Origin of the sequence: Candidatus Thiodictyon syntrophicum, assembly GCF_002813775.1 — a bacterium.
In the GTDB taxonomy this organism is placed as follows: Bacteria; Pseudomonadota; Gammaproteobacteria; order Chromatiales; family Chromatiaceae; genus Thiodictyon; species Thiodictyon syntrophicum.
Genome location: NZ_CP020370.1, coordinates 2,372,915 through 2,392,582 on the forward strand (window position 1 = coordinate 2,372,915; position 19,668 = coordinate 2,392,582).

Below are 19,668 nucleotides of genomic sequence, written 5' to 3' on the forward strand. Positions count from 1 at the left end.
ATGTCCTTGTATTTATTAGTCCCCGGTCGATCCTGCAGCGGGTCGGCTGGCCGACTGCTCGTCGGCCTGTCACTGATGTTCGCGAGTGTGGCACCCTGGGCGGACACCCGCGATTGGGGCAATTGCGCCACGTTCGATTTCCATCACCTGTTGGAAAAGGCCGATACCCGCGAGTTGGCTCGCGATGGCGCAGGCCGGCCCCAGGTCGCCGCTGAGGGGGGCGCTGCCTTCGTGATCCGCGAGGGCACTCGCCCGCGCGTCGAACCGTCCGCTGACGCGGCGCCATCGGGCAAGCCGCTGTCGTTCAGGAACGTGGTTCGCATCCTCGATTACGAAAAGATGGACGCCGACGGCGACCCGCTGCCGGACGCCTGGGCCGCGATCGGTCTGAGTGGACAGCAGCGCATCGGCTGGATCCCGCTCGCAGACCTCCAGTGCGGCACGCGCCCGATGATCGACCGTGCGGACAGCTTCTTGGAGGTGAAGGCCTTCGCGAAGCCAGACCTATCCGAGGAGGGTCCGGCGAAAACGGTTATGGCTTGGCCGAGCCCGGACCTGACCGGCTGCGCCGGCGACGACTGCGCCAAGCTCTCCCGGTTCGATGTTTACTACGTCATGGACCAGCGCGGCGATGCATTGTTGCTCGCCAGCAGCCCCCAACTGAGCCCCAATCAGCCGGAGCTGATCGGCTGGATCGACCGCAAGGACGCAATTCTCTGGAACACGGTTCTGGAGGTGCGCCCCCACGAATTGCTTGGCAACCAGGGCACCACCTGCGGCTATGTGTCGAAGTCCGATGCCCGCGATCGAAAGGACTGTCAACCGATTCAAGGCGGGGCGCAATGGTTGGCGCGCAAGTTCTATCTTCCCATCGTCGAGGTCCACGACAACGGAGACATTTACGAGGTCGTCGTCACGAGCAAGACAAGCTTTGAACCGGGCGCCACCAATACCGGCACCCCGCCACAGCCGCGCGTCTTGGGTGATATCGAAGAGGACGACCAAGAGCGCCTGGCCCTGGAAAGTGTCAATCATGTCGATGTGTTCTTTCTGATCGACGGCTCCCAGTCCTTGCGCAACTGGATCAGTGACATCGTCGGTACGAGTCAGTCGCCTGGCGTAGTCCAGCAGGTCCAGCAGAAACTGGCTGACAAGCTGCCGAAGGGGGTGCGAGTCCGCTATGGATTCCGGGTCTTCACCGATACCTATAAGGGCCAAAGCTCCCTGGGCCTGGTCCACGCCCTCCCGAAAGCGGATTGCGGCGCCCAGACGCCCGAGCAGGTGGAACGGCACAACGCGGAGTTCAACGAGAAGTTGGCCAAGGTCCGCCAGCGCCGGGAACCGAACGACGATTACTGGGAGGATCTGTACGGTGGCCTCAACCAGGCAATGCGCGATCTCGGCGGCTGCAAAGATCACTACAAAATTCTGATCGTCATGGGAGACGGGGGCTACAGTGCCACGGCTCAGCAGGAGCACGGGGTTTCGCTGCTCGATGCGGAATCGTTTACCCGAACGGCGATGACCTTCAGCCGACTCAATGTCTATTTCATGCGAACGCCGGAAGATCCGACTGTGCTGGTTCGATACCCCGATGAAAGCCCCAGCAAGGCCGATGAACGGCACCGGCGCTATCGTGCTGCTCGACGGGACTTCACGCAACAGGGGCAGGCATTCATCGCGGCGCTCGCGGCGCGCAACGAACCGCTCTCTGGGGTACTCACGCCAACGCGGCGCGATGCACCCGGTGCGCCGCGGATGGCCGCTCCGCCCGGGGTAGGCTTTGGCGCAGGCGCCTATTCGGAGCTTGAGCTCGGCAAGACCGATGCAGGCGAGGGCCTCGTCAACCAGCTTGCGAGCAATATCGAACTCTATGCGCGGCCAGATGAGATAGCCCAGGTGCGGGACGACCTCAGGACCGGGGCCTCGGTGGTGGCGGCGATAAACCGGCTAAAACTGACCGAGGACGATGTGCCCGTGCTGCTGTGGAAACAGACCCTGGCCGCGGACCTCTGCAGGCGACTGGGGCCGGAGCGTTGCATCAACCGGGTATTCGACTACACCGATAGGCTGTTCCTACGCAAAGATGAGACCTTCACGTTGCCAGGTAGCGAGGTGTCGGTGCCGGCCTTCGTGCCCGGGGCGATGCTGGATTCGGACGCTTTCGCGAAGCTTAAGGGCTTCATCTCTGGCGTTCGTCAGGCGAGCGAGCAATCGACTGTCGGGGCCAAGCGGAGCAGACTGCTAGGTGCGATGCTTGCGCAGGCCACTCAACTGGCGCGTCAGGACGAGTCTTACAGTCAGCAAAGGGTCGATGAGATCTTGCGCAAGGGCGCCAACCTGCCGGTGCGCGAGAACAGCCCGTTGCTGCAATACGATTCGGCCGAGATCAATAATCCAGACCGGGTGCCCGCCTGCGAGATCGATGCTATTGTCGATTGGGTCAAGTACGTCGATCGGATGCTGGTGGTCGCGGGAGCCGGGACGACCCGGCCGCGCTTCGACGCCCAAGAGCTCGCGCCGGATCGACTATGTCCGGGCCAGACCTTCAACGACAAGAACTGCCCCGGGCTATCTGCGAAGGGGCGCGAAATTCCGCGAATCGTGCGCGACTTCAGTATCGATGCACTCGATTCAACGAATCCCGAAGTATCGATGCAGAAGAAGATCGGCGGTCGCGTGTATTACCACCTGCCGATGTGCTATCTGCCATGAGCGAGGCGCCGAATGCGATGATGAAGCTACCCGCGGAGCAAGTGCGCCAGTTAGCGTTGACCGCTATTCGGATCGAAGGCCTGACCATCGTCTGGCATAAGGGCACACCGCGGCAGGAGACACCCCTCGAAGATTGGTCGGAGCACCTGCGCTTCACCCGCGACGGCCCTGGCTCCCGCCTGCCGATCATCGGACGCAGCGGGTCGGGCAAGTCCAGTCTGCTGTATGTGCTCGCCGCCCTCAAGCGACCGGCCGTCGGGCGGTTGAGCTATGAGTTCCAGAGCGCCGACGGGGCGTCATGGCAGTTGACCATCGAGGCCGATCTGAAGGACCCCGAATGGGCGCGGCGCGCCCGTTTTCTGCGGCGGCATTGCCTCGGCTATCTGGATCAGGACACGCGACTGCTCCCCTACCTGCGGATGCGCGAGAACCTCGAAGCGGTGCCCCGCCTGCTGACCGGCTGGCGGGACGAGCACCAGAACCGGGTCGATGGGATGCTGCCGCGCCTGTTCCCGGAGGTCAGCGAATCCAAACCGCAGGACTTCCCGGCCACCCTGTCGGGCGGCCAGCGCCGACGCGCCGCGATGTTTCCCCTGATGGTCGATCCACCGCGGGTACTGTTCGCGGATGAGCCGACGGGGAGTCTCGACCCCGCATTGAGCCGTTCGCTGTTGGATGAGGTGGGCGCCTGGCAGGGCGAGACCGGGAGTGTCTTTATCTGGGTCACTCACGATGATCCGGCCGGGCTCGGCCAACGGGCGGGCCAGGTGCTGGACTTCGGTAACGGCGGTGGGCCACGGCTGATGTCGGCCATGGCGGCGGCAAACCATGGGGGGGTATGACGATGCGCTGGAATGGCCTGCACTGGCTCGCGTGGCGGGAGTTCGCGCGCGGGGTCTTTTCGCGGAAAGCACCGGGGGGTCGGGATTTCCTGTTGCTCAGCCTCGTCCTCGTCGGCCTGATGGCCACATCCGGCATCCTGCTCGCGGTGCGCAATGGTCTGGTGGACGGCCTGGCCTACAGCCTGCTGGGGGGCGGACCTGACCTCGACCTGCCCATCGCGGTGCGGCGGCACGGGGAGCAACAGATCGCCGGGTTGGAAGCCAACCGGGTGTTGCATGGGCGATTCTCGACCGTCACCGTCGTCGCGCCGTCCGCAATCACGTTACCGGCGCCGTCGGCGTCCAGTCGCACCGACCCTGAGGATGCCCCCATCCGGGCGAACGGCCACGGGGAGGATGGATTGGGCGACTTGACCTTCGCCCCCTACTGGAAGCTAGAGGGCAGCGAGCACGACCCAGGATTTCCGCCCCCTCCGGAAGACCTCAAGGACGAATCCGGGCGGCCGATACAACCGGACACCAGGGCTGAACAGCCCATGTTTGGCTGGGCGTTGCCGCCCGCGGACCCGCTGTGGAACTGGGTAGCGCACTACCGGATCGGCTCGGGTCCGCTGCCGCCGGCCGATCGGTTGCGGCCCTGGCTGGTACTGAATCTGGCGGCGTTCCGGGACTTCGACTACGCCGCCTACCGCCACTGGCTGGAAGACGAGTTGCCTAAGCCGGTGTTCGACCAATTGGCGCTGCCGCAGCCGCCTGACAGCAGCCCGGATACAGGTGTATCGGGGATACCAGCGCGGGCTACCCAAGCGACCGCGACGCCCCCCGACGGCAAGGTCGATGCCTGGTCCGCGCTGCGTAAGACCTTGCTCGCGTTCGATCACATGTACCTTGATACCTGGCTCGGGGCGGGTGCCGCCGAGCCGGTGCGATACCAGGTAATCTGGGTGGAGGGGCTGCCGGTAACCGAGCAGGTCACCTACCTGCTGCCGCTCGCTATCCATCACGCCGCCGCCGCGGCGCGCTTACAACAACCCGGCGGGTGGATCCGCTGGTTCCCGGAGGTCGGCGACACGGACGACGGCAAGCGGCTGCAAAGCCTGAGCGTGGAACCCCTCACCTATCAGTCCGAAGAAAAGGATGCCGCCGACGCACTTCAACGTGTGGCCGACTGCCTGAAGGTATCTCCCGCGGCCCTGCGCGACGGGCTGCCCCAGTGGTTACCCTGGAATTGGTACGAGGCCTGTGCCCGGTCCACCGGGCTTGATGAGACGCGGTTCACGATCAGGCCCGGCACCGAGTCGGCCCACCCGCTGACTGCGCCGCGGCCCCTGGTGCTGGGCGGCGTACCCTGTGACCTGCTCGATGCCCGGTATCGCCTGGCCGCGACAGGGGGGGGTTGCGAAGCGGATCTGCTGCGCAATCGGCCTGCATTCCTGGCCAACGTCCTGGCGCCGACCCGGCAGACGCTGTTCGCCGCCGTGCCGCGGCTCGAGCAGGCACGCGACCCCGAGGGTAATCGCTATTTCTTTCTGGACCCGAACTACCGCAATGCCCTGGATCGCTTTCACTTCGTGTTGGCCCTGGTGGCATGGGGTCAATGGCCGATCGTGCTTGGCTTGTTCGCGTTCGGCGGCTATGTGCTTGGGATCGTTATCCACGGTTTGCTGGGGCACCGGCGCATCGATTATGGCCTGCTGCTGTCCCGCGGCGTAACGGTCGGCACGCTGCGGGCACTGTTGCTTTGGCAGGTGACCATGGCGGTGGCGCTGGCCGCGCTGCTTGCCCTGCTAATCTTGTTCGGGGCCTGGATCGTCGTCAATGCACTGTTCGCCCCGAGCGAGGCGGCGGCCATGGGTCGCGGGCTCGGCGTCGCCGGACAACAGGTGCTGGTGTTTCCCTCTGCGCTAGAGCTGGCCGCCCTGCTCGGCGTGACCTGGCTGCTGACTACGGTACTGGTGCCGGTGACCATGTACTTCGCTGGTATCCGTAACAACTGCGAACCGATTCAACTGCTTAAATGACGAACGGAGCCCCCATGACCTCGCACAAGCCCCCGCAACGCCCGAATGCGCCCCGTCTACCCGTCGCCTTGTTGGCTGCCGGGCTGCTGCTGGTTATCGACAGTGCCGCCGTCGAGTACCCCGAGTGGCCGAAGACGCCGGTTGGAGCCTGGACCATCGACCGCTTTCTGCCAGGCGCCGCATGTTCCGGTGAACACTGCCCCAAGGACCAGCTGACCGACCGTCCCTACTGCTTCATGTCCCAACAGGGACCGGTGCCCGGGACCGCACCGGCCTGGGTCGACAGACAGAGTCCGCCAGCCCTGTTCATTACCCGTCTCAAGGTCGGCGACCAGGCTGCAGGCGCCACGCCCCCTCCAGTCGAGGTCTGGATGCTGTCCGTGTCCGCGAAGGCGTTTCCGAGCGCGCCCGCGAGAATAGAAATCACCGCAGTCATCGATAGTAAGGGTTTCCAACAGCCGTTGCAAAAGGACCCCGATTCCGGCGTCTGGTATGCGTTGTTCTCTGCTGAGGATCTTGTCGAAAAAGGTAAAACGACGCCCCAGCGGTTCACGAAGGCCGACCAACTGAAAGAGGCTTTAAAGGGCGGTAATGCGCTGAAGCTGGTCGCGAAGGAGGGCACCAATCAGGGGGATCTTACGTCAGTGAGCTTGACAGGACAAAACAGCAGCACGCAGGCACTCACGCAGTTCGAAAATTGCTGGGCAACATTGGGCAGCGCTAACTGATTTCAGGCGCCGCGGGGGTCCAGCCGGCCGAAGGGGGCGACGTGCTGGCCCATAGCCCCCCTCGGCGGCCATATGGCACCAGATCTAAATCCAACCGATCGCGACCACAACGATGACCTGGAATATCAACATCACCGTTCCGAAAATGATTGTCGGTGGTGCCGCGACTATCGCAGCATGCGTAGTCGCCACCTGGACATTGACCGATTGGGTGCATAACACCTTCGTCTCAAAGGACGCCGCCGAGGTTCAATTGTGGCAGGAGAAGAACCGAGGTCGGCTCGAGCGGATGGAGGGACAGTATCAGGCGTTGACTGATCGTTGGAACCTCGTGCAGTGGCAAGCGGTCCTCCCCGCGGAGGCCTTGGGTAAGTGCCCGCCGGACGACCCTCCCGCGCAGGCGTTGCGCGACCCGACGGGTTTCGTGCATCTGCGCGGGCGAGTGTGCGGCAGCAAGCGCGGGACCACCGTATTCATGTTGCCGGCAGCCTACCGTCCGCAGCAGGCCATCCAGCAGCCCATCGCCGCCAAATACCTGCCCTCAATCCTAATCATCGATGCGCAAGGCCACGGCAAGGTGAAGTGCCTTGAACCCTGCTATGACAGCCAGGACAGCTATTGGTGGTCCCTTGACGGAGTCGTATTCTTCGGTACCCCCGACGCAAACGCGAAACAATAGCGGTCGCCGCCGCGGCAGATGTCGCAACAATCGTCGTCGTTATCGCGCCGAGCGAAGCTTGACGTCTTTTGCGGGGTGAGAGTCCCCGTCTGGTAAGGGCTAGCGACCCGCCCGTATCAAGTGTTGGTCCCATTGCGGAGTGGGGTAACCCGCGAACAACATTATGGGGCAAGCGTACACAGAGAATTTTGTAGGCCGTAGGGAAATCGCGTTCCCTTTGAAATAGCTAATGCGGATGCCGACAGTTTTAACGCGCTGGAAGGCAACATGAAGTCAGTACGTGAGTACGTGAGTACGTGAGTACGGGGGGCGCGGTGGCCTTGATCATCGCTCCGGCCAGTCGTGGTCCGTTCGCAACCGGAGGTCGAGCCTTTACCGTGAAAGTCCGGCGGGGCTCCTGTGGGAGCGGCTTCAGCCGCGACGAGGCTTCGCGGGTTACCTGCGACCTTGGGGGCAGTTTGCGAGGCCGCGTCGCGGCTGAAGCCGCTCCCACAGCGTCGCTGCGCCACTTTGACGTAAAGCCGCGACTTCCAGTGGCCGGAACGGCAATCAAGGCCAGCGCGGCGAGGCGTAGATTTCTCTCTTACCGTACTTCCGTACTAACGTACTTTCTTTTTTGGAGTATCCGCCCGATGAGCACCGACCAGTTCACCGCTCCCGGCGCCCCCGCGGCACCTATCCACTGCCTGTCCAACGGGCGCTACGAGGTCCTGATCTCCGGCACCGGGGCCGGGCGGTCCACCTGGGATTGGATCGGTCTCACGCGCGGGGGCGGTGATGCGGTCGAGGACCAGCTCGGCAGCGTCCTGTACCTGCGTGATCTCGATGACGGGCGTTTCTGGTCCCTGGGGTATCAACCGACGCGCACCCCGACCGCGCTGTATCGGACGCAAGCCACAGAGGGGTCTTTTCTCCTGGAGCGCGAAGACGCCGGGATCGGGGCGCGGCTCGCGGTCCGGGTCGCCGCGGACGCCGACCTGGAGGAGCGCCGTCTGACCCTGACCAACGCCTCCGAGCGGCCACGGCGCATCGAGGTCACGAGCTACCTGGAGGTGGTCCTGTGCCATCCCGCGGCGGACGCCGCCCACCCGGCCTTCGTCAAGCTCTTTGTCCAGACCGAGCGGGACGCGGCGACCGGCGCCCTGCTGGCCCGCCGCCGCCCGCGGGCCGCCGACGAGCAGTGGCCCTGGCTGGTGCACGCCCTGGCGGGTGGCGGGGCCCAGGAGTGGGAAACCGACCGGATGCGCTTCCTCGGCCGCGGCCGGACCCCCGCCGCCCCCGCCGCCCTGGTACTCGACGGGCCTCTTTCCGGCACCGTCGGCAATGTGCTCGACCCGGTCTTGAGCCTGCGCACCAGCCTCTTGCTGGCCCCTGGCGCGTCGGCCGAGTTGCTGTTCCTCACCGGCGTCGCCCCGGACCGGGCGGCGGCCCTGGCGCTGATTTCCGGGACCGCCGACGACCCGCTGGGCCTGGTACATCTTTCCCCCCAACCGCCCGCGCCGCCCGAGCCCCTGGCACCCCCCCCGGCCCCTACGGCGCCTTCTCGGCCGACGGCCGCGAATACATCATCCACCTGCGCCGCCAGCCCGACGGACAGTTGCGCCGCCCCCCGCTCCCCTGGACCAACGTCATCGCCAACGAGGTCGCCGGCTGCCTGGTGAGCGAGGTCGGCGCCGGCTACACCTGGGCGCGCAACAGCCAGGCCAACCGCCTCACCCCCTGGTCCAATGACCCGGTGAGCGACCCCGGTGGGGAGGCCTTCTATCTGCGCGACGAGGCGACCGGCGCCTGCTGGTCCCCGCTCCCCGGACCCCGCCCGGCCCCGTTCGACTACGAGGTCCGCCACGGCTTCGGTTACTCGATCTTTCGCTGCGAGGACCCGGACCTGGCCCAGGAGACGACCCTCTTCGTCCCCCGCTCGGACCCCCTGCGGGTCTTGCGCCTGCAACTGTGCAACCACGGCGACCAGCCCCGGACCCTGGCCATCGTTTCCTATCAGCGCCTGGTCATGGGCAACCAGCCGGCCAGCCCGAGCCCCATCCTGACGGCCTGGGACCCCGACCGCGACCTGCTGACCGCCACCAACCCCGCGGCCGGCGACTTTGCCGACGGCACCGCCTTCGCCTTCGCCGTCACCCAGGGCGGGACCCCGGGCCCGGTCAGCCACACCTGTGATCGCGCCGCCTTCATCGGCCGCCACGGCGACCCGGCCGACCCCACGGCGCTGCGCACCGGCACCGCGCTCGACGGCGCCAACGGCGAGGAACTCGACCCCTGTTTCGCCCAACGCCTGACCCTGCGGCTGGCCCCCGGCGAGACCGCGCGGTGCAGCTTTCTGCTCGGCGAGTGCCTGGAGGCGGCCGAACTGGACCGGCTGGTCGCCCACTATCGCCAACCCGGGGCCATCGACGCGGCGCTCGCCGCGGCCAAGGCCTTCTGGACCGACCTGGTCGGGCGCCTCCAGGTCGCGACCCCGTCCCCGGCCATCGACCTCATGCTCAACGGCTGGCTGGTCTACCAGAACTTGAGTTGCCGCATCTGGGCGCGCTCCGCCTTCTACCAGTCCGGCGGGGCCTTCGGCTATCGCGATCAGCTCCAGGACGCCGCCGCCCTGGTGCTGCTGCGCCCGGATCTGACCCGCGCCCAGATCCTGCTGCACGCCGCGCACCAGTTCGTCGAGGGCGACGTGCTGCATTGGTGGCACGCGGCGCCCATGGAACGGGGCCTGCGCACCCGGTTCTCCGATGACCTGCTGTGGCTGCCCTATGTGACCAGCCACTATGTCAGGACCACCGGCGAGTGGGCGATCCTCGACGAATCGCTGCCCTATCTGAGCGCCCGCGCCCTGGAACCGGGGGAGGACGAGAGCTTCCTGGAGCCCGCGCCGAGCGGGGAGTCCGGCGACCTCTACGACCACTGCTGCCGCGCCCTGGACCGCTCGCTCACGCTCGGCGTCCACGGTCTGCCGCTGATGGGCACCGGTGACTGGAACGACGGCATGAACCGCATCGGGCGGGAGGGGCGGGGGGAGAGCGTCTGGATGGGCTTCTTCCTCTACCGCTGCCTGGGGGATTTTCTGCCCCTGTGCGAGGCGCGCGGCGACACCGCGCGCCTCGCCCGCTACGCCGATTACCGCACCGTCCTGACCCTGGCTCTGGAGGAGTCCGGCTGGGATGGCGCCTGGTATCGCCGCGCCTACTATGACGACGGCACGCCGCTGGGCTGCGCCGCGGATGACGAGTGCCGCATCGACGCCCTGGCCCAGTCCTGGGCCGCCATCTCCGGGGCCGTCCCCCGCGAACGGGCGGAGCAGGCACTCGACGCGCTGGAGGCCCAGTTGATCAACGAGGACGAGCGCCTGATCCGGCTCCTGACCCCGCCCTTCGTCGACACCCCCAAGGACCCCGGCTACATCAAGGCCTATCTGGCCGGGGTGCGGGAGAATGGCGGTCAATATACCCATGCCGCCTGCTGGGCGGTGCTGGCCATGACCGAACTCGGGCGCCGGGAGCGCGCCGCCCGCCTGCTCGCCATGCTGAGCCCGGTCTCCCATACCGCCACGGCGCCGGCCGTCGAGACCTATCGGCTGGAGCCCTACGCGCTGGCCGCCGACATCTACGGCGCCGCGCCCCACGTCGGCCGCGGCGGCTGGTCCTGGTACACCGGCTCCGCCGGCTGGATGTATCGGGTCGGTATCGAGGCGGTGCTGGGTCTGCGCGTGGAGGACGGCCGCACCCTGGTGCTGAAGCCCTGCATACCCGCCGACTGGCCCGGATTGCGCATCCACTACCGCCTGCCCGACGGTATGACCCGCTGCGAGATCGCGGTGGAGAACGGCAGGGGAGGGGGCCGGGTGGTGGCCGCCAGCCTCGACGGGGAGCCGACGCCGGTCAGCGACGGGGCGGCGCGGGTGACGCTGCCGGCGGGGGGCGGGACCTTCCGCTGGGAGGTGCGGCTCGGGTAGTCGTTTAGGTGCCGCCGACAACTCGCTCTGGTGACGGTGTCACCCCGGTGTCAGGCCCTCTGCGCCCGGGGGGCGGATGACGCCGTAGGTTGTGGTGTATGATGGAAACAGCCACTTCAGCAACTTTCATGGGAGAAAAATGGACGATCTCGTCTATCCGCGCGAGCACACGCTCGGCATCATCACCTTGGTGCTCGGCCTCCTGATTTGGCTGGGCCTGATCGTCGGCACCGTTGGCGTGGCATTGGTCGCGCTCGGGATTGGCTTCGTGCTGTACCTGTTTGCCCAGTCCACGCTGATCGCCCACATCAAGGGCAATGGCGTCGAACTCTCGGCCGCGCAATTTCCGGACCTCTACGAGCAGTTCACGAGTTGTTGTGAGCGGCTCCAGATCAAGGAGCTGCCCGCGGCCTACATCTTGAATGGCGGCGGTGGTTTCAACGCCTTCGCCACCAAATTTCTCGGCGCCCAGTTTGTGGTGTTGTTGTCTGACGTGGTCGACGCCATGAACCAGCATCCCGACGGCGTACGCTTCTATATCGGCCATGAGTTAGGGCACCTGCGGATGAAGCATCTGCGCGCCACGTTCCTGCGCTGGCCGGTGTTGTGGCTACCGCTGTTGGGTGCGGCCTATTCCCGCGCCCGCGAGAGTACCTGTGATCGACACGGCCGGGCCTGCTGCGCCTCGCCGGAAGGGGCCGTGCGCGCCTTGGCCGCACTGGCGGCGGGGTCGCAGCGCTGGGCTCAACTCGACGTTGCGGCCTATGGGCGACAGGTCAAGCATTGTTCCGGCTTTTGGATGTCGTTCCATGAATTGACCTCCGGCTATCCCTGGCTGACCAAGCGCGCCGCCCGGGTGATGGACCCGCGAGGACAGCTACCCGGACGCAGCGCCTTTGCCTACTTCCTAGGGTGTTCAATATCTCACCTATATCGCAAATTAAATTCATGCAGTTTTCGTGTTTGACACAAAATCAATGAGAGCACGCCGACGCCGGGCCAGCATCGACGCACCGAGGTGCGTTGTCGCCCACTGCTCGACATCAATAGTACGCACCGATTCCATCGCCTCCTGAATCAACGGAGTCGCTAGGTCGGCGATGAAGGCAGGAATCGCAAGCACCAGCTTACCGATCTCCTTGAGCGGCCCCCTGGTGGTGAAGCATTTGTATTTCCCGAAGACCGATTCGATGATATCGGAGGAGGCCAGCCAGACACTATCAGTCGGGATCTTGGCGGATTCCAATGCGACCTTCGCGAGAATCTGTTGGGTAAAGGCCGCCGCCCGTGGGGTGAGCGTTGACGGCGGTGGCAGCGTGGCCTGGAGTGATTCTTGGGAGCCCTGCTGAAGACCCGTGGATTTGAGATGCGACTGAATCAGCTTGGATTGCGCCATCATTTGCGCGTAATCCACCAGGTCATCCCGGTAGGACAGTAGCCAGGCAAAGCCGTCAAGGAAGCGGCTGTACCCGGCGTCCGCTTGCTGCCAGAACACATCGTCGAGCGTATCACTCTCGAGGTCTGAGTGTGTCTGCAGTGCCTGGCAAAAAGCCGCCCGGTCGGGATAGCGAATGCCGACGATGGCCCGCAATGGGTGCGCCCGGGCGGCGCCGAACCGCGCGCACAGGTGCTCCCATGCCGACCACTTCAGGACGTATTGCGCGCGGATCGCGCTGAAGTCGCCGCGATCATGGTAGGCGAGGACGCGTTGTGCCCACCGCACATGGACATCCAGATTCATAAAACGCGCCTTGATGCGCTGCCGAGGCGGCAGCAAGAAGGCGAGATCGGTCTGCTGCAAGGACGACCACGCGCGGCGACAGTGCGCCAGCAAGGACTCCCAGCGCGCATCTCGGCCCATCTCGGCCTTGAGCCGCGTCGCAATAAGATGCGATATATCATAAGTATAGACGCAGGCAGTGGCGTGCTCCTGAAACAAGGCGATGCCCTTGTGCAGGTCGCTGCCGTGGTCGGCAACGATCTGGACTGGTGGACCGGTGCGTTGCGCAACGCGCCTGAGCACTTGTGCGACCCACGCTCCCGTGCTGTGTGTTGTGATCTCCACGGCCAGCACCTGCATGGCGCCGTGACACGGGCTGTAACCGCTCTGGGCCAGTGCACTCACCGGAATACCCAGGATGACGAGGCACTTGGACGCCCCCAAGGCGATCGTATGGTCGGCGACGTAGATCCAATCCGTGCGCCATTGCGGTTGGCGATTGAGAATCGCGAGACCGCAGCGATAGACCCAGTTGAGCACGGTGGTGTGGGCTGGCGCCGCCACCGGGAGTGACGCGCCGAACAGATTCAATACCCGCGCCACCCCGCGGCTGCCGAGCCCCGCGTGCAGATACAGCCGCATGGTTAACTGCATGACCATGACCGAATAGTGATGGCCGACCGGCGGGGACAGCGCAAGGTGTGGTGGCTCATCCGCTGGTTCGTCATCCGCCGGCGCCGCGGCCTCTTCGGCTCCCGTTCGCGCACGCTCCGCCTTTAGCGCACGCGCCTTCCACTGCGCGCGGCTGTGCTCCAGATCCCGAATCTTGACCTCCGCGGCCCGCAGGCGCTGCTGCCGCTCCAACGCTTTCGCCTTCCAGGCATCACGTGATCGCTGGAACAGGTTGGCCAGACGGCTCGCTGGGCTCTTGAATGCATTCATCACGTCGTGCGTGCTCCGGCAAGGCGGTCAGATCACCGCGCCAGTAGACTGATCAAGCGTTCGTCGTTTGTCAACGGCTTGGCATGAGAAAGTGTCGCACGCGTCATCGTACTCCCCCAAGCACAGAACCGACCGCCGGGCCTTCCAGGCAACACGCTTCTTGCATCGACTTTTCGGCGCCTTTTTAGGTCAGATTGAACACCCTACCTACTTCCTGGCGGCCTTTGTTCCCTATTTCGGGCGTCTGGGTGCAGGCTTCGGCTTTTTGTTCCTGGTTTATATCATTGTCGTATTGGCCGCAATCGCTGTGCCGGCCTATCACGATTACTCGGTGAGGGCCAAAATGACGGCGGCGATTAACGGCTCCCAGGGTGCGCGCGATGGGCTGGGCACTTATTACTTCGCCAACCAGAAGGTTCCCGAATCGCTGGAGAGTGCCGGGGTGACCGCGGAACTGGCCGACGGCATCCATTTGTCGCTCGGCCAGGAGGGTATGGTGCTGACGGTGAGCACGCCGCAGGGTGATCTCATTTTCACCCCCAGCGCCGATGCGCGCCGCCAGATTATCTGGAGCTGCACGCCCGGTGAAGGTCTGAAGCCGACGCAGGTGCCACCAATCTGTCGCAGCGGCGCACCAGCCCCTGGCAGCAATCAGTAACTGACCGGCGTTCGTGGTCGGATGGGGCATTCGCCCCGTCCGCAACCCCAATCAGGTCGGTGATAGATACCCCACCCTCACACAAATCCTCCCCGGGGGGCGACTTCTATCCTGACGCCCGGGGCCACCGAGGTGATGGATAAACCCGTGCCGGCCACGCCGGCGGCCACCATGTCGAGCAGCGACACCAAGCGTTTTGAGTGGATCCCTGACAACCACTGACCGAGCCAAGAGTGTAATAATGCCGACGCGTACATGAGGGGGCCTCCTTTGATCTGCCATGACGGCACGTTTTCACGCACACTACTCCCTCTCGCGATGGGGAGAGGGTTGCTCTTCTCGCCCCTTGTGGGAGAGACCGGGGGTGCGGGAAATGGTGTCGTCGTGAACGGGCAGAATCCATGAGCCATCATCCTGATACTGACGCCACCATGAATCTGATCGGTCGCCGTCTGGGGCTGCTGCTGCTGCTGGCGCCCTTTTCCGCTGCCGGTGACGACATAGTGCGGCTGCAACTGAAGTGGCAGCACCAGTTCCAGTTCGCCGGATATTACGCGGCCCAGGCGATGGGCTACTACCGGAACGCGGGGCTGGAGGTCGAAATTCTGCCCGCCGAACCGGGAGAAGACCCGGTGCGGCAGGTGATGAAGGGCAAGGCCGAGTTCGGCGTCGGTTCCACGGAGCTGCTGCTGCTGCGGGAACAGGGGGTACCGGTCGTGGTCCTGGCGGTCATCTTCCAGCATTCCCCCCTGGCGCTCATGACCCTGAAGGATGATAGGATTCAGACCATCCATGACCTGGCTGGCCGCAAGGTCATGATCGAGCCGGGGTCGGCCGAGCTCCACGCCTACCTGCGCCGAGAGGGGATCTCCGCGGACAAGTTCACGCTGGTACCCCACACCTTCGACGTCCAGGCGCTGCTCTCGGGAGCGGTGGACGCCATGTCCGTCTATGTCACCGATGAACCCTTTGCGCTGAAGCAGGTAGGGCGGGAGTACTTGCTCTATTCCCCCCGGGCGGTGGGGATCGATTTCTACGGCGATAACCTCTTTACTACCGGGGATCTGCTCCGGCGGCGGCCCGAGTTGGTCAGGAAATTCCGGGAGGCGAGCCTCAAGGGGTGGGACTACGCGATGCAGCACCAGGACGAGGTCGCACGGCTCATCTACGACCGTTACAGCCAGCGGCACAGCCTGGAGCACCTCCGGTTCGAGGCCCGGCAGATGGAGTCGCTGCTCCAGCCGGCGCTGATCGAAGTCGGCCACATGAATCCGGGCCGGTGGCGCAACATCGCCGAAGTCTATGCGGAAATGGGCATGCTGCGGCGGGACTTCGACCTGAAGGGCTTCCTCTACGACCCCCAGCCGCGGGACCTGACCTGGCTTTTTGGTGTGGTTGCCGTCGTTGCCTTCCTGTTGCTGATTGCCGTTCTGGCGGCGGTCCGTTTTGCCCGGCTCTCCGGGGCCTTGCACAAGAGCAATGACGAGCGGGAGAAGACGGAGGTGGCGCTCAGGGAAAAGGAGGAAAAGTACCGCATTCTATTCCTGGAATCACCGGATGCCTATCTGATCGTCAGCGACGGTGTGTTTGTCGATTGCAACCGGGCCGCCGAGGCCATGCTGGGGGCCGGACGGGCGGAGATTGTCGGTCTCGCGCCTGACGAAATCTCTCCCGAATTCCAGCCCGATGGCAAAAAGTCAATGGATACGGCTCGAGAAAAGATCGCCCTGGCCTTTCAATGCGGCCGTCTCACCTTCGAGTGGGTCCACCGCCGCCGGGACGGCACGGATTTCCCGGTCGAGGTCTCCCTTGCGACGATCCGCCTGGACGGAAAAGACGCCTTCTTTATCACCTGGCGCAACATCAGCGAACGCAAGCAGGTAGAAGCGGCACTCGCAGAGCGAGAAAAACAACTCCGGAATCTATTCGAAAATGCCCCGGTGGGGATATTCCACTCCAACCTGGAAGGACTGATGGTGGAGGCCAACCCTGCACTGGCGAACATGCTGGGATATTCATCTCCGGATGAATTGAAAACAGCCATCGCCAACATGACCACCCAAATCTACAATGACCCGGAACTGCGCCCACAGATCATGACTGCATTGCTGGATACCGAGGGTTGGGTCCACTATGACGATGTCGTCTGGCGCTGCAAGGATAACCGCCTCATCACGGTTGATATGACCGGGCGGAAAGTGCTGAACAACACCGGAGCCATCGCCTACCTGGAAGGCTTTATCGAAGATATCACCGGGCGGAAGCAGGCTGAGGAGGCTCTGCGGGAGAGCGAGCAATTTCTTAAGGACGTCATTAACAATAATCAGGACGGCATGCTCGTGCTGGATCGGGCGCAGCGCGTGGTGCTGGTCAATCCGGCGGCGACGACGTTACTGGGTACCACCGCCGAGGCATTGCTTGCGCACGAGTTTGGTTATGTGGCGGCCGATGTCCCCGTTGAGATTCAGGTGCTCGGCGCGGCAAACCGCACGACTCTGGAAATACGGACCACCGACCTGGCATGGAAAGGCGAGCCTGCCCAATTGGTGACCTTGCATGACATGACCGAACGCAAGCGGGTGGAAGAGGAGGTTTTGCGCAGCAACACCCGGTTACAACGTTTGGCGGACATTCTTCAACATCCTTCCGAAACGATTCAGGAATTTCTTGATTACGCCCTGGAGCAGGCGCTCCAACTGACCGAAAGCAGGCTCGGCTTCATTTACCATTATCATGAAGATAACCAGGAGTTTGTCCTCAACACCTGGTCTCGGGACGTCATGCCGGAATGCGCCGTGGTCAATCCTCAAACCTGTTACGCGCTGGACCAGACCGGGCTATGGGGCGAAGCCGTCCGCCAACGCCGTCCGATTTTGGTCAACGATTTCCAAGCCGCTCATCCCTTGAAAAAGGGGTATCCGCCCGGCCATGTTCACCTGTTGAGGTTCCTGACGGTCCCTGTCTTCAGGGACGACCACATTGTCGGCGTGGTGGGTGTGGCCAACAAAGAAGCCGATTACGCGGAAACCGACATTTTCCAGATCTCCTTGTTGATGGATGCCGTCTGGAGCGTGACCGAACGCCGACAGGCGGAAGCGGCGCTGCAAGCCAGCGAGGCGAAGTTTTCCCAGGCATTCATCGCCTCGACCTATGCCAGCATCATCACCCGCGCGGCGGATGGCGTCATCGTGGAAGTCAACCCGGCCTTCGAGACCATGGTCGGCTACGGTCGGGCCGAGGTGTTGGGAAAATCCACCCTCGACCTGGCGCTCTGGGAGAACAGCCAGGACCGTCAGCACTTCCTGTCACTGTTAATCGAGAGTGGGCGCGCCGATGCGCAGGAATATCGTTTCCGAAAAAAGAGCGGCGCTATCCTGATCGGGCTGCTTTCCGCCCGCCTCTTTACGCTGAACAATGAGCGGGTGTTACTGGGGAACATTACCGACATCACGGAACGCAAACAGATCGAGGAAGAACTGGCCCGGTCCAGGGACGCGGCGCAGGCGGCCAATCGCGCCAAGAGTGAATTTCTGGCCAACATGAGCCACGAGATCCGCACCCCCATGAACGCGGTCATCGGCCTGACCCACCTGGCGCTCGAGACCGACCTGACGCTGAAGCAACAGGATTATCTCCACAAGATCCAGAGTTCGGGCCAGGCCCTGCTGGGACTCATCAACGACATCCTCGACCTGTCCAAGATCGAGGCGGACCGGCTGGAGCTGGAACAAATCCCCTTCAGTCTGGACCAGGTTCTGGACCGCATCGCCACCATGACCAGCCTGAAGGCCGAGGAAAAGGGGCTCACATTCGGCTTCCACCTGGACCCGGCCACGCCGCGCCGCCTGCTGGGGGACCCCCTCCGCCTGGGGCAGATTCTTCTCAATCTTGTCAACAACGCCGTCAAGTTCACGGCCCAGGGTGAAGTTGTCGTCTCCGTGTCACCCGTGGCCCGGGCCGGCGCTCAGGTCCGACTCTGCTTCGCGGTGCGGGACACTGGCATCGGCATCCTGCCGGCACAGCAGGCACGGCTGTTCGAGGTGTTTTCCCAGGCCGACGGCTCGACGACTCGCCGCTACGGCGGTACCGGACTGGGGCTGGCCATCAGCAAGAAGCTGGCGGACCTCATGGGGGGTGAGATCAGCGTCGAGAGTGCTCCTGGTGTCGGGAGTACCTTTACTTTTGTCCTGCCGTTCACCCTGGATGTGTCCGCCGCCGAGGCGCAGATGGAGGTCATGCCGGCCTCTGAAGTCGCCGCCTTACCGGCGCCGTCCACTGTGGTCGGAGCGCGGGCGCTGCTGGTGGAAGACAACGACATCAACCAAATGGTAGCGCGGGAAATTCTGGAGGGCTTCGGCCTGGTTGTGGAGATCGCCGACGACGGGCGCACGGCCGTGGAACTGCTGCGCGCCAATCCCACCCGCTGCACCCTGGTCCTCATGGACCTGCAGATGCCGGAGATGGATGGCTTCGAGGCCACCCGGATCATCCGGGAGGAGTTGGGGCTTAACCTGCCGATCATCGCCATGACCGCTCATGCCCTGGCGGACGAGCGTCAACACTGCCTGGCTTCTGGTATGAATGACCACGTGGCCAAGCCCATCGATCCGCCGACCCTCCTGACGGTGCTCGCCCGCTGGCTTCCCCCCCGCGGCGATGAGGGAGCGCCTCCGGACGAGACCGCCGCGGCCACTGATCTCCCCGCTGCGCTTCCCGGGGTAGACCTGTCGGCGGCCCTTAGTCGACTCTCGGGCAACCGGGAACTACTCCTGAAAATGCTGCGGCACTTCGGTCAGCAGTGGTCAGCAGCGCATGAATCCATCCACCTCGCCCTGTCGGCAGGCGACCTGCAGCAAGCCCGTCAGACGGTCCACACCCTGCGCGGAGTGGCGGGTAACCTGTCGATGAGCAACGTCGTCACCGCCGCCGGAGCACTGGAACAGGCGCTGGAGCGGGAGGAGAGTCACGCGATCGAACGCTGCCTGGAGACGCTGGCCGCGGCCCTCACGCCGGTGCTGGCCGGACTGGAACGGTTGCCGCCCGCGTCGCCGCTCCCGGTCGACGTCGGCCCCTTGGATCACCCGCGGTTGGGACGTCAACTCTCGGATCTGGCGCAATTGCTGCGCCAGCAGGACATGAGGGCCGAAGCCTGCTTCGCCGAATTCCGGGAGTGCCTGGGAGCCGGTGAGTGGGCGGACGCGATGGCGCGCCTGGAGCAGCAGCTTGACCGGTTGGATTTTGCTGCGGCGGGGACAACGCTGGCGGAGGTAGCGGAGTTTCTGGGGGTTCAGAAAGGTAAAACAGGCACTGAAGGCAGTACCCTCTAGACACGTTTACCAACCAAGACCCAGGTTGTCAAGCATATCACGCTGAGGACCGTGGGCCGATGACGATGATCG

Annotated in this window: 11 protein-coding genes; 10 read left to right on the plus strand and 1 reads right to left on the minus strand. The window is 64.3% G+C overall.

Annotated features, from left to right (window positions below; all coding sequences use genetic code 11):
- The 8 genes from THSYN_RS33655 (at position 1) to THSYN_RS10065 (ending at position 11,916) form a co-directional block, all read left to right on the plus strand.
- The gene (locus tag THSYN_RS33655) at positions 1 to 2,715 is read left to right on the plus strand and encodes a vWA domain-containing protein (RefSeq protein WP_157817571.1); all 2,715 of its coding nucleotides are present in this window, start codon (positions 1 to 3) and stop codon (positions 2,713 to 2,715) included.
- Complete coding sequence (locus THSYN_RS10040) at positions 2,712 to 3,557, plus strand: ATP-binding cassette domain-containing protein (RefSeq protein ID WP_157817572.1); 846 nt, start codon at positions 2,712 to 2,714, stop codon at positions 3,555 to 3,557. Before THSYN_RS33655 ends, THSYN_RS10040 begins: the two co-directional genes overlap by 4 nt.
- Before the next feature lie 92 nt (positions 3,558 to 3,649).
- Entirely contained in the window at positions 3,650 to 5,578 is a 1,929-nt protein-coding gene (locus THSYN_RS10045) for a hypothetical protein (protein WP_157817573.1), read from the plus strand.
- Positions 5,579 to 5,592: 14 nt separating this feature from the next.
- Positions 5,593 to 6,306, plus strand: coding sequence for a hypothetical protein (locus tag THSYN_RS10050; RefSeq protein WP_100919022.1), 714 nt, complete (start codon positions 5,593 to 5,595; stop codon positions 6,304 to 6,306).
- A gap of 112 nt (positions 6,307 to 6,418) precedes the next feature.
- Entirely contained in the window at positions 6,419 to 6,985 is a 567-nt protein-coding gene (locus tag THSYN_RS10055) for a hypothetical protein (RefSeq protein ID WP_100919023.1), read from the plus strand.
- 632 nt (positions 6,986 to 7,617) lie between these two features.
- Positions 7,618 to 8,646 (plus strand): hypothetical protein, encoded by a 1,029-nt coding sequence (locus THSYN_RS35800; RefSeq protein ID WP_236848848.1) that lies wholly within the window; start codon positions 7,618 to 7,620, stop codon positions 8,644 to 8,646.
- Positions 8,583 to 10,949: a glycoside hydrolase family 94 protein gene (locus THSYN_RS10060; protein ID WP_236848849.1), complete on the plus strand. Its 2,367-nt coding sequence runs from the start codon at positions 8,583 to 8,585 to the stop codon at positions 10,947 to 10,949. The genes THSYN_RS35800 and THSYN_RS10060 overlap by 64 nt, the downstream gene beginning before the upstream one ends.
- A gap of 139 nt (positions 10,950 to 11,088) precedes the next feature.
- Positions 11,089 to 11,916, plus strand: coding sequence for a M48 family metallopeptidase (locus tag THSYN_RS10065; protein WP_100919024.1), 828 nt, complete (start codon positions 11,089 to 11,091; stop codon positions 11,914 to 11,916).
- Here the strand turns inward: THSYN_RS10065 and THSYN_RS10070 are convergent.
- Positions 11,896 to 13,611, minus strand: a complete 1,716-nt coding sequence (locus tag THSYN_RS10070) for a hypothetical protein (protein ID WP_100919025.1) — start codon at positions 13,609 to 13,611, stop codon at positions 11,896 to 11,898. The two genes, THSYN_RS10065 and THSYN_RS10070, sit on opposite strands and share 21 nt — an antisense overlap.
- Positions 13,612 to 13,771: 160 nt before the next feature.
- Between THSYN_RS10070 and THSYN_RS10075 the strand changes: the two genes are divergently transcribed.
- Together THSYN_RS10075 and THSYN_RS10085 are read left to right on the plus strand one after the other, a co-directional pair.
- Positions 13,772 to 14,269, plus strand: coding sequence for a pilin (locus tag THSYN_RS10075; protein WP_100919026.1), 498 nt, complete (start codon positions 13,772 to 13,774; stop codon positions 14,267 to 14,269).
- Positions 14,270 to 14,670: 401 nt separating this feature from the next.
- On the plus strand, positions 14,671 to 19,596 hold the full coding sequence (locus tag THSYN_RS10085; RefSeq protein ID WP_100919028.1) for a PAS domain S-box protein: 4,926 nt from the start codon (positions 14,671 to 14,673) through the stop codon (positions 19,594 to 19,596).
- Positions 19,597 to 19,668 lie beyond the last annotated feature (72 nt).

What these genes read in the sequence shown, in the direction of transcription:
- THSYN_RS10050 (WP_100919022.1), top strand. Translation starts at nt 5,593, where the DNA reads ATGACCTCGCACAAGCCCCCGCAACGCCCGAATGCGCCCCGTCTACCC.
- THSYN_RS10065 (WP_100919024.1), top strand. Translation starts at nt 11,089, where the DNA reads ATGGACGATCTCGTCTATCCGCGCGAGCACACGCTCGGCATCATCACC.
- THSYN_RS10055 (WP_100919023.1), top strand. Translation starts at nt 6,419, where the DNA reads ATGACCTGGAATATCAACATCACCGTTCCGAAAATGATTGTCGGTGGT.
- THSYN_RS10040 (WP_157817572.1), top strand. Translation starts at nt 2,712, where the DNA reads ATGAGCGAGGCGCCGAATGCGATGATGAAGCTACCCGCGGAGCAAGTG.
- THSYN_RS10085 (WP_100919028.1), top strand. Translation starts at nt 14,671, where the DNA reads ATGAGCCATCATCCTGATACTGACGCCACCATGAATCTGATCGGTCGC.
- THSYN_RS33655 (WP_157817571.1), top strand. Translation starts at nt 1, where the DNA reads ATGTCCTTGTATTTATTAGTCCCCGGTCGATCCTGCAGCGGGTCGGCT.
- THSYN_RS10070 (WP_100919025.1), bottom strand. Translation starts at nt 13,611, where the DNA reads ATGAATGCATTCAAGAGCCCAGCGAGCCGTCTGGCCAACCTGTTCCAG.
- THSYN_RS35800 (WP_236848848.1), top strand. Translation starts at nt 7,618, where the DNA reads ATGAGCACCGACCAGTTCACCGCTCCCGGCGCCCCCGCGGCACCTATC.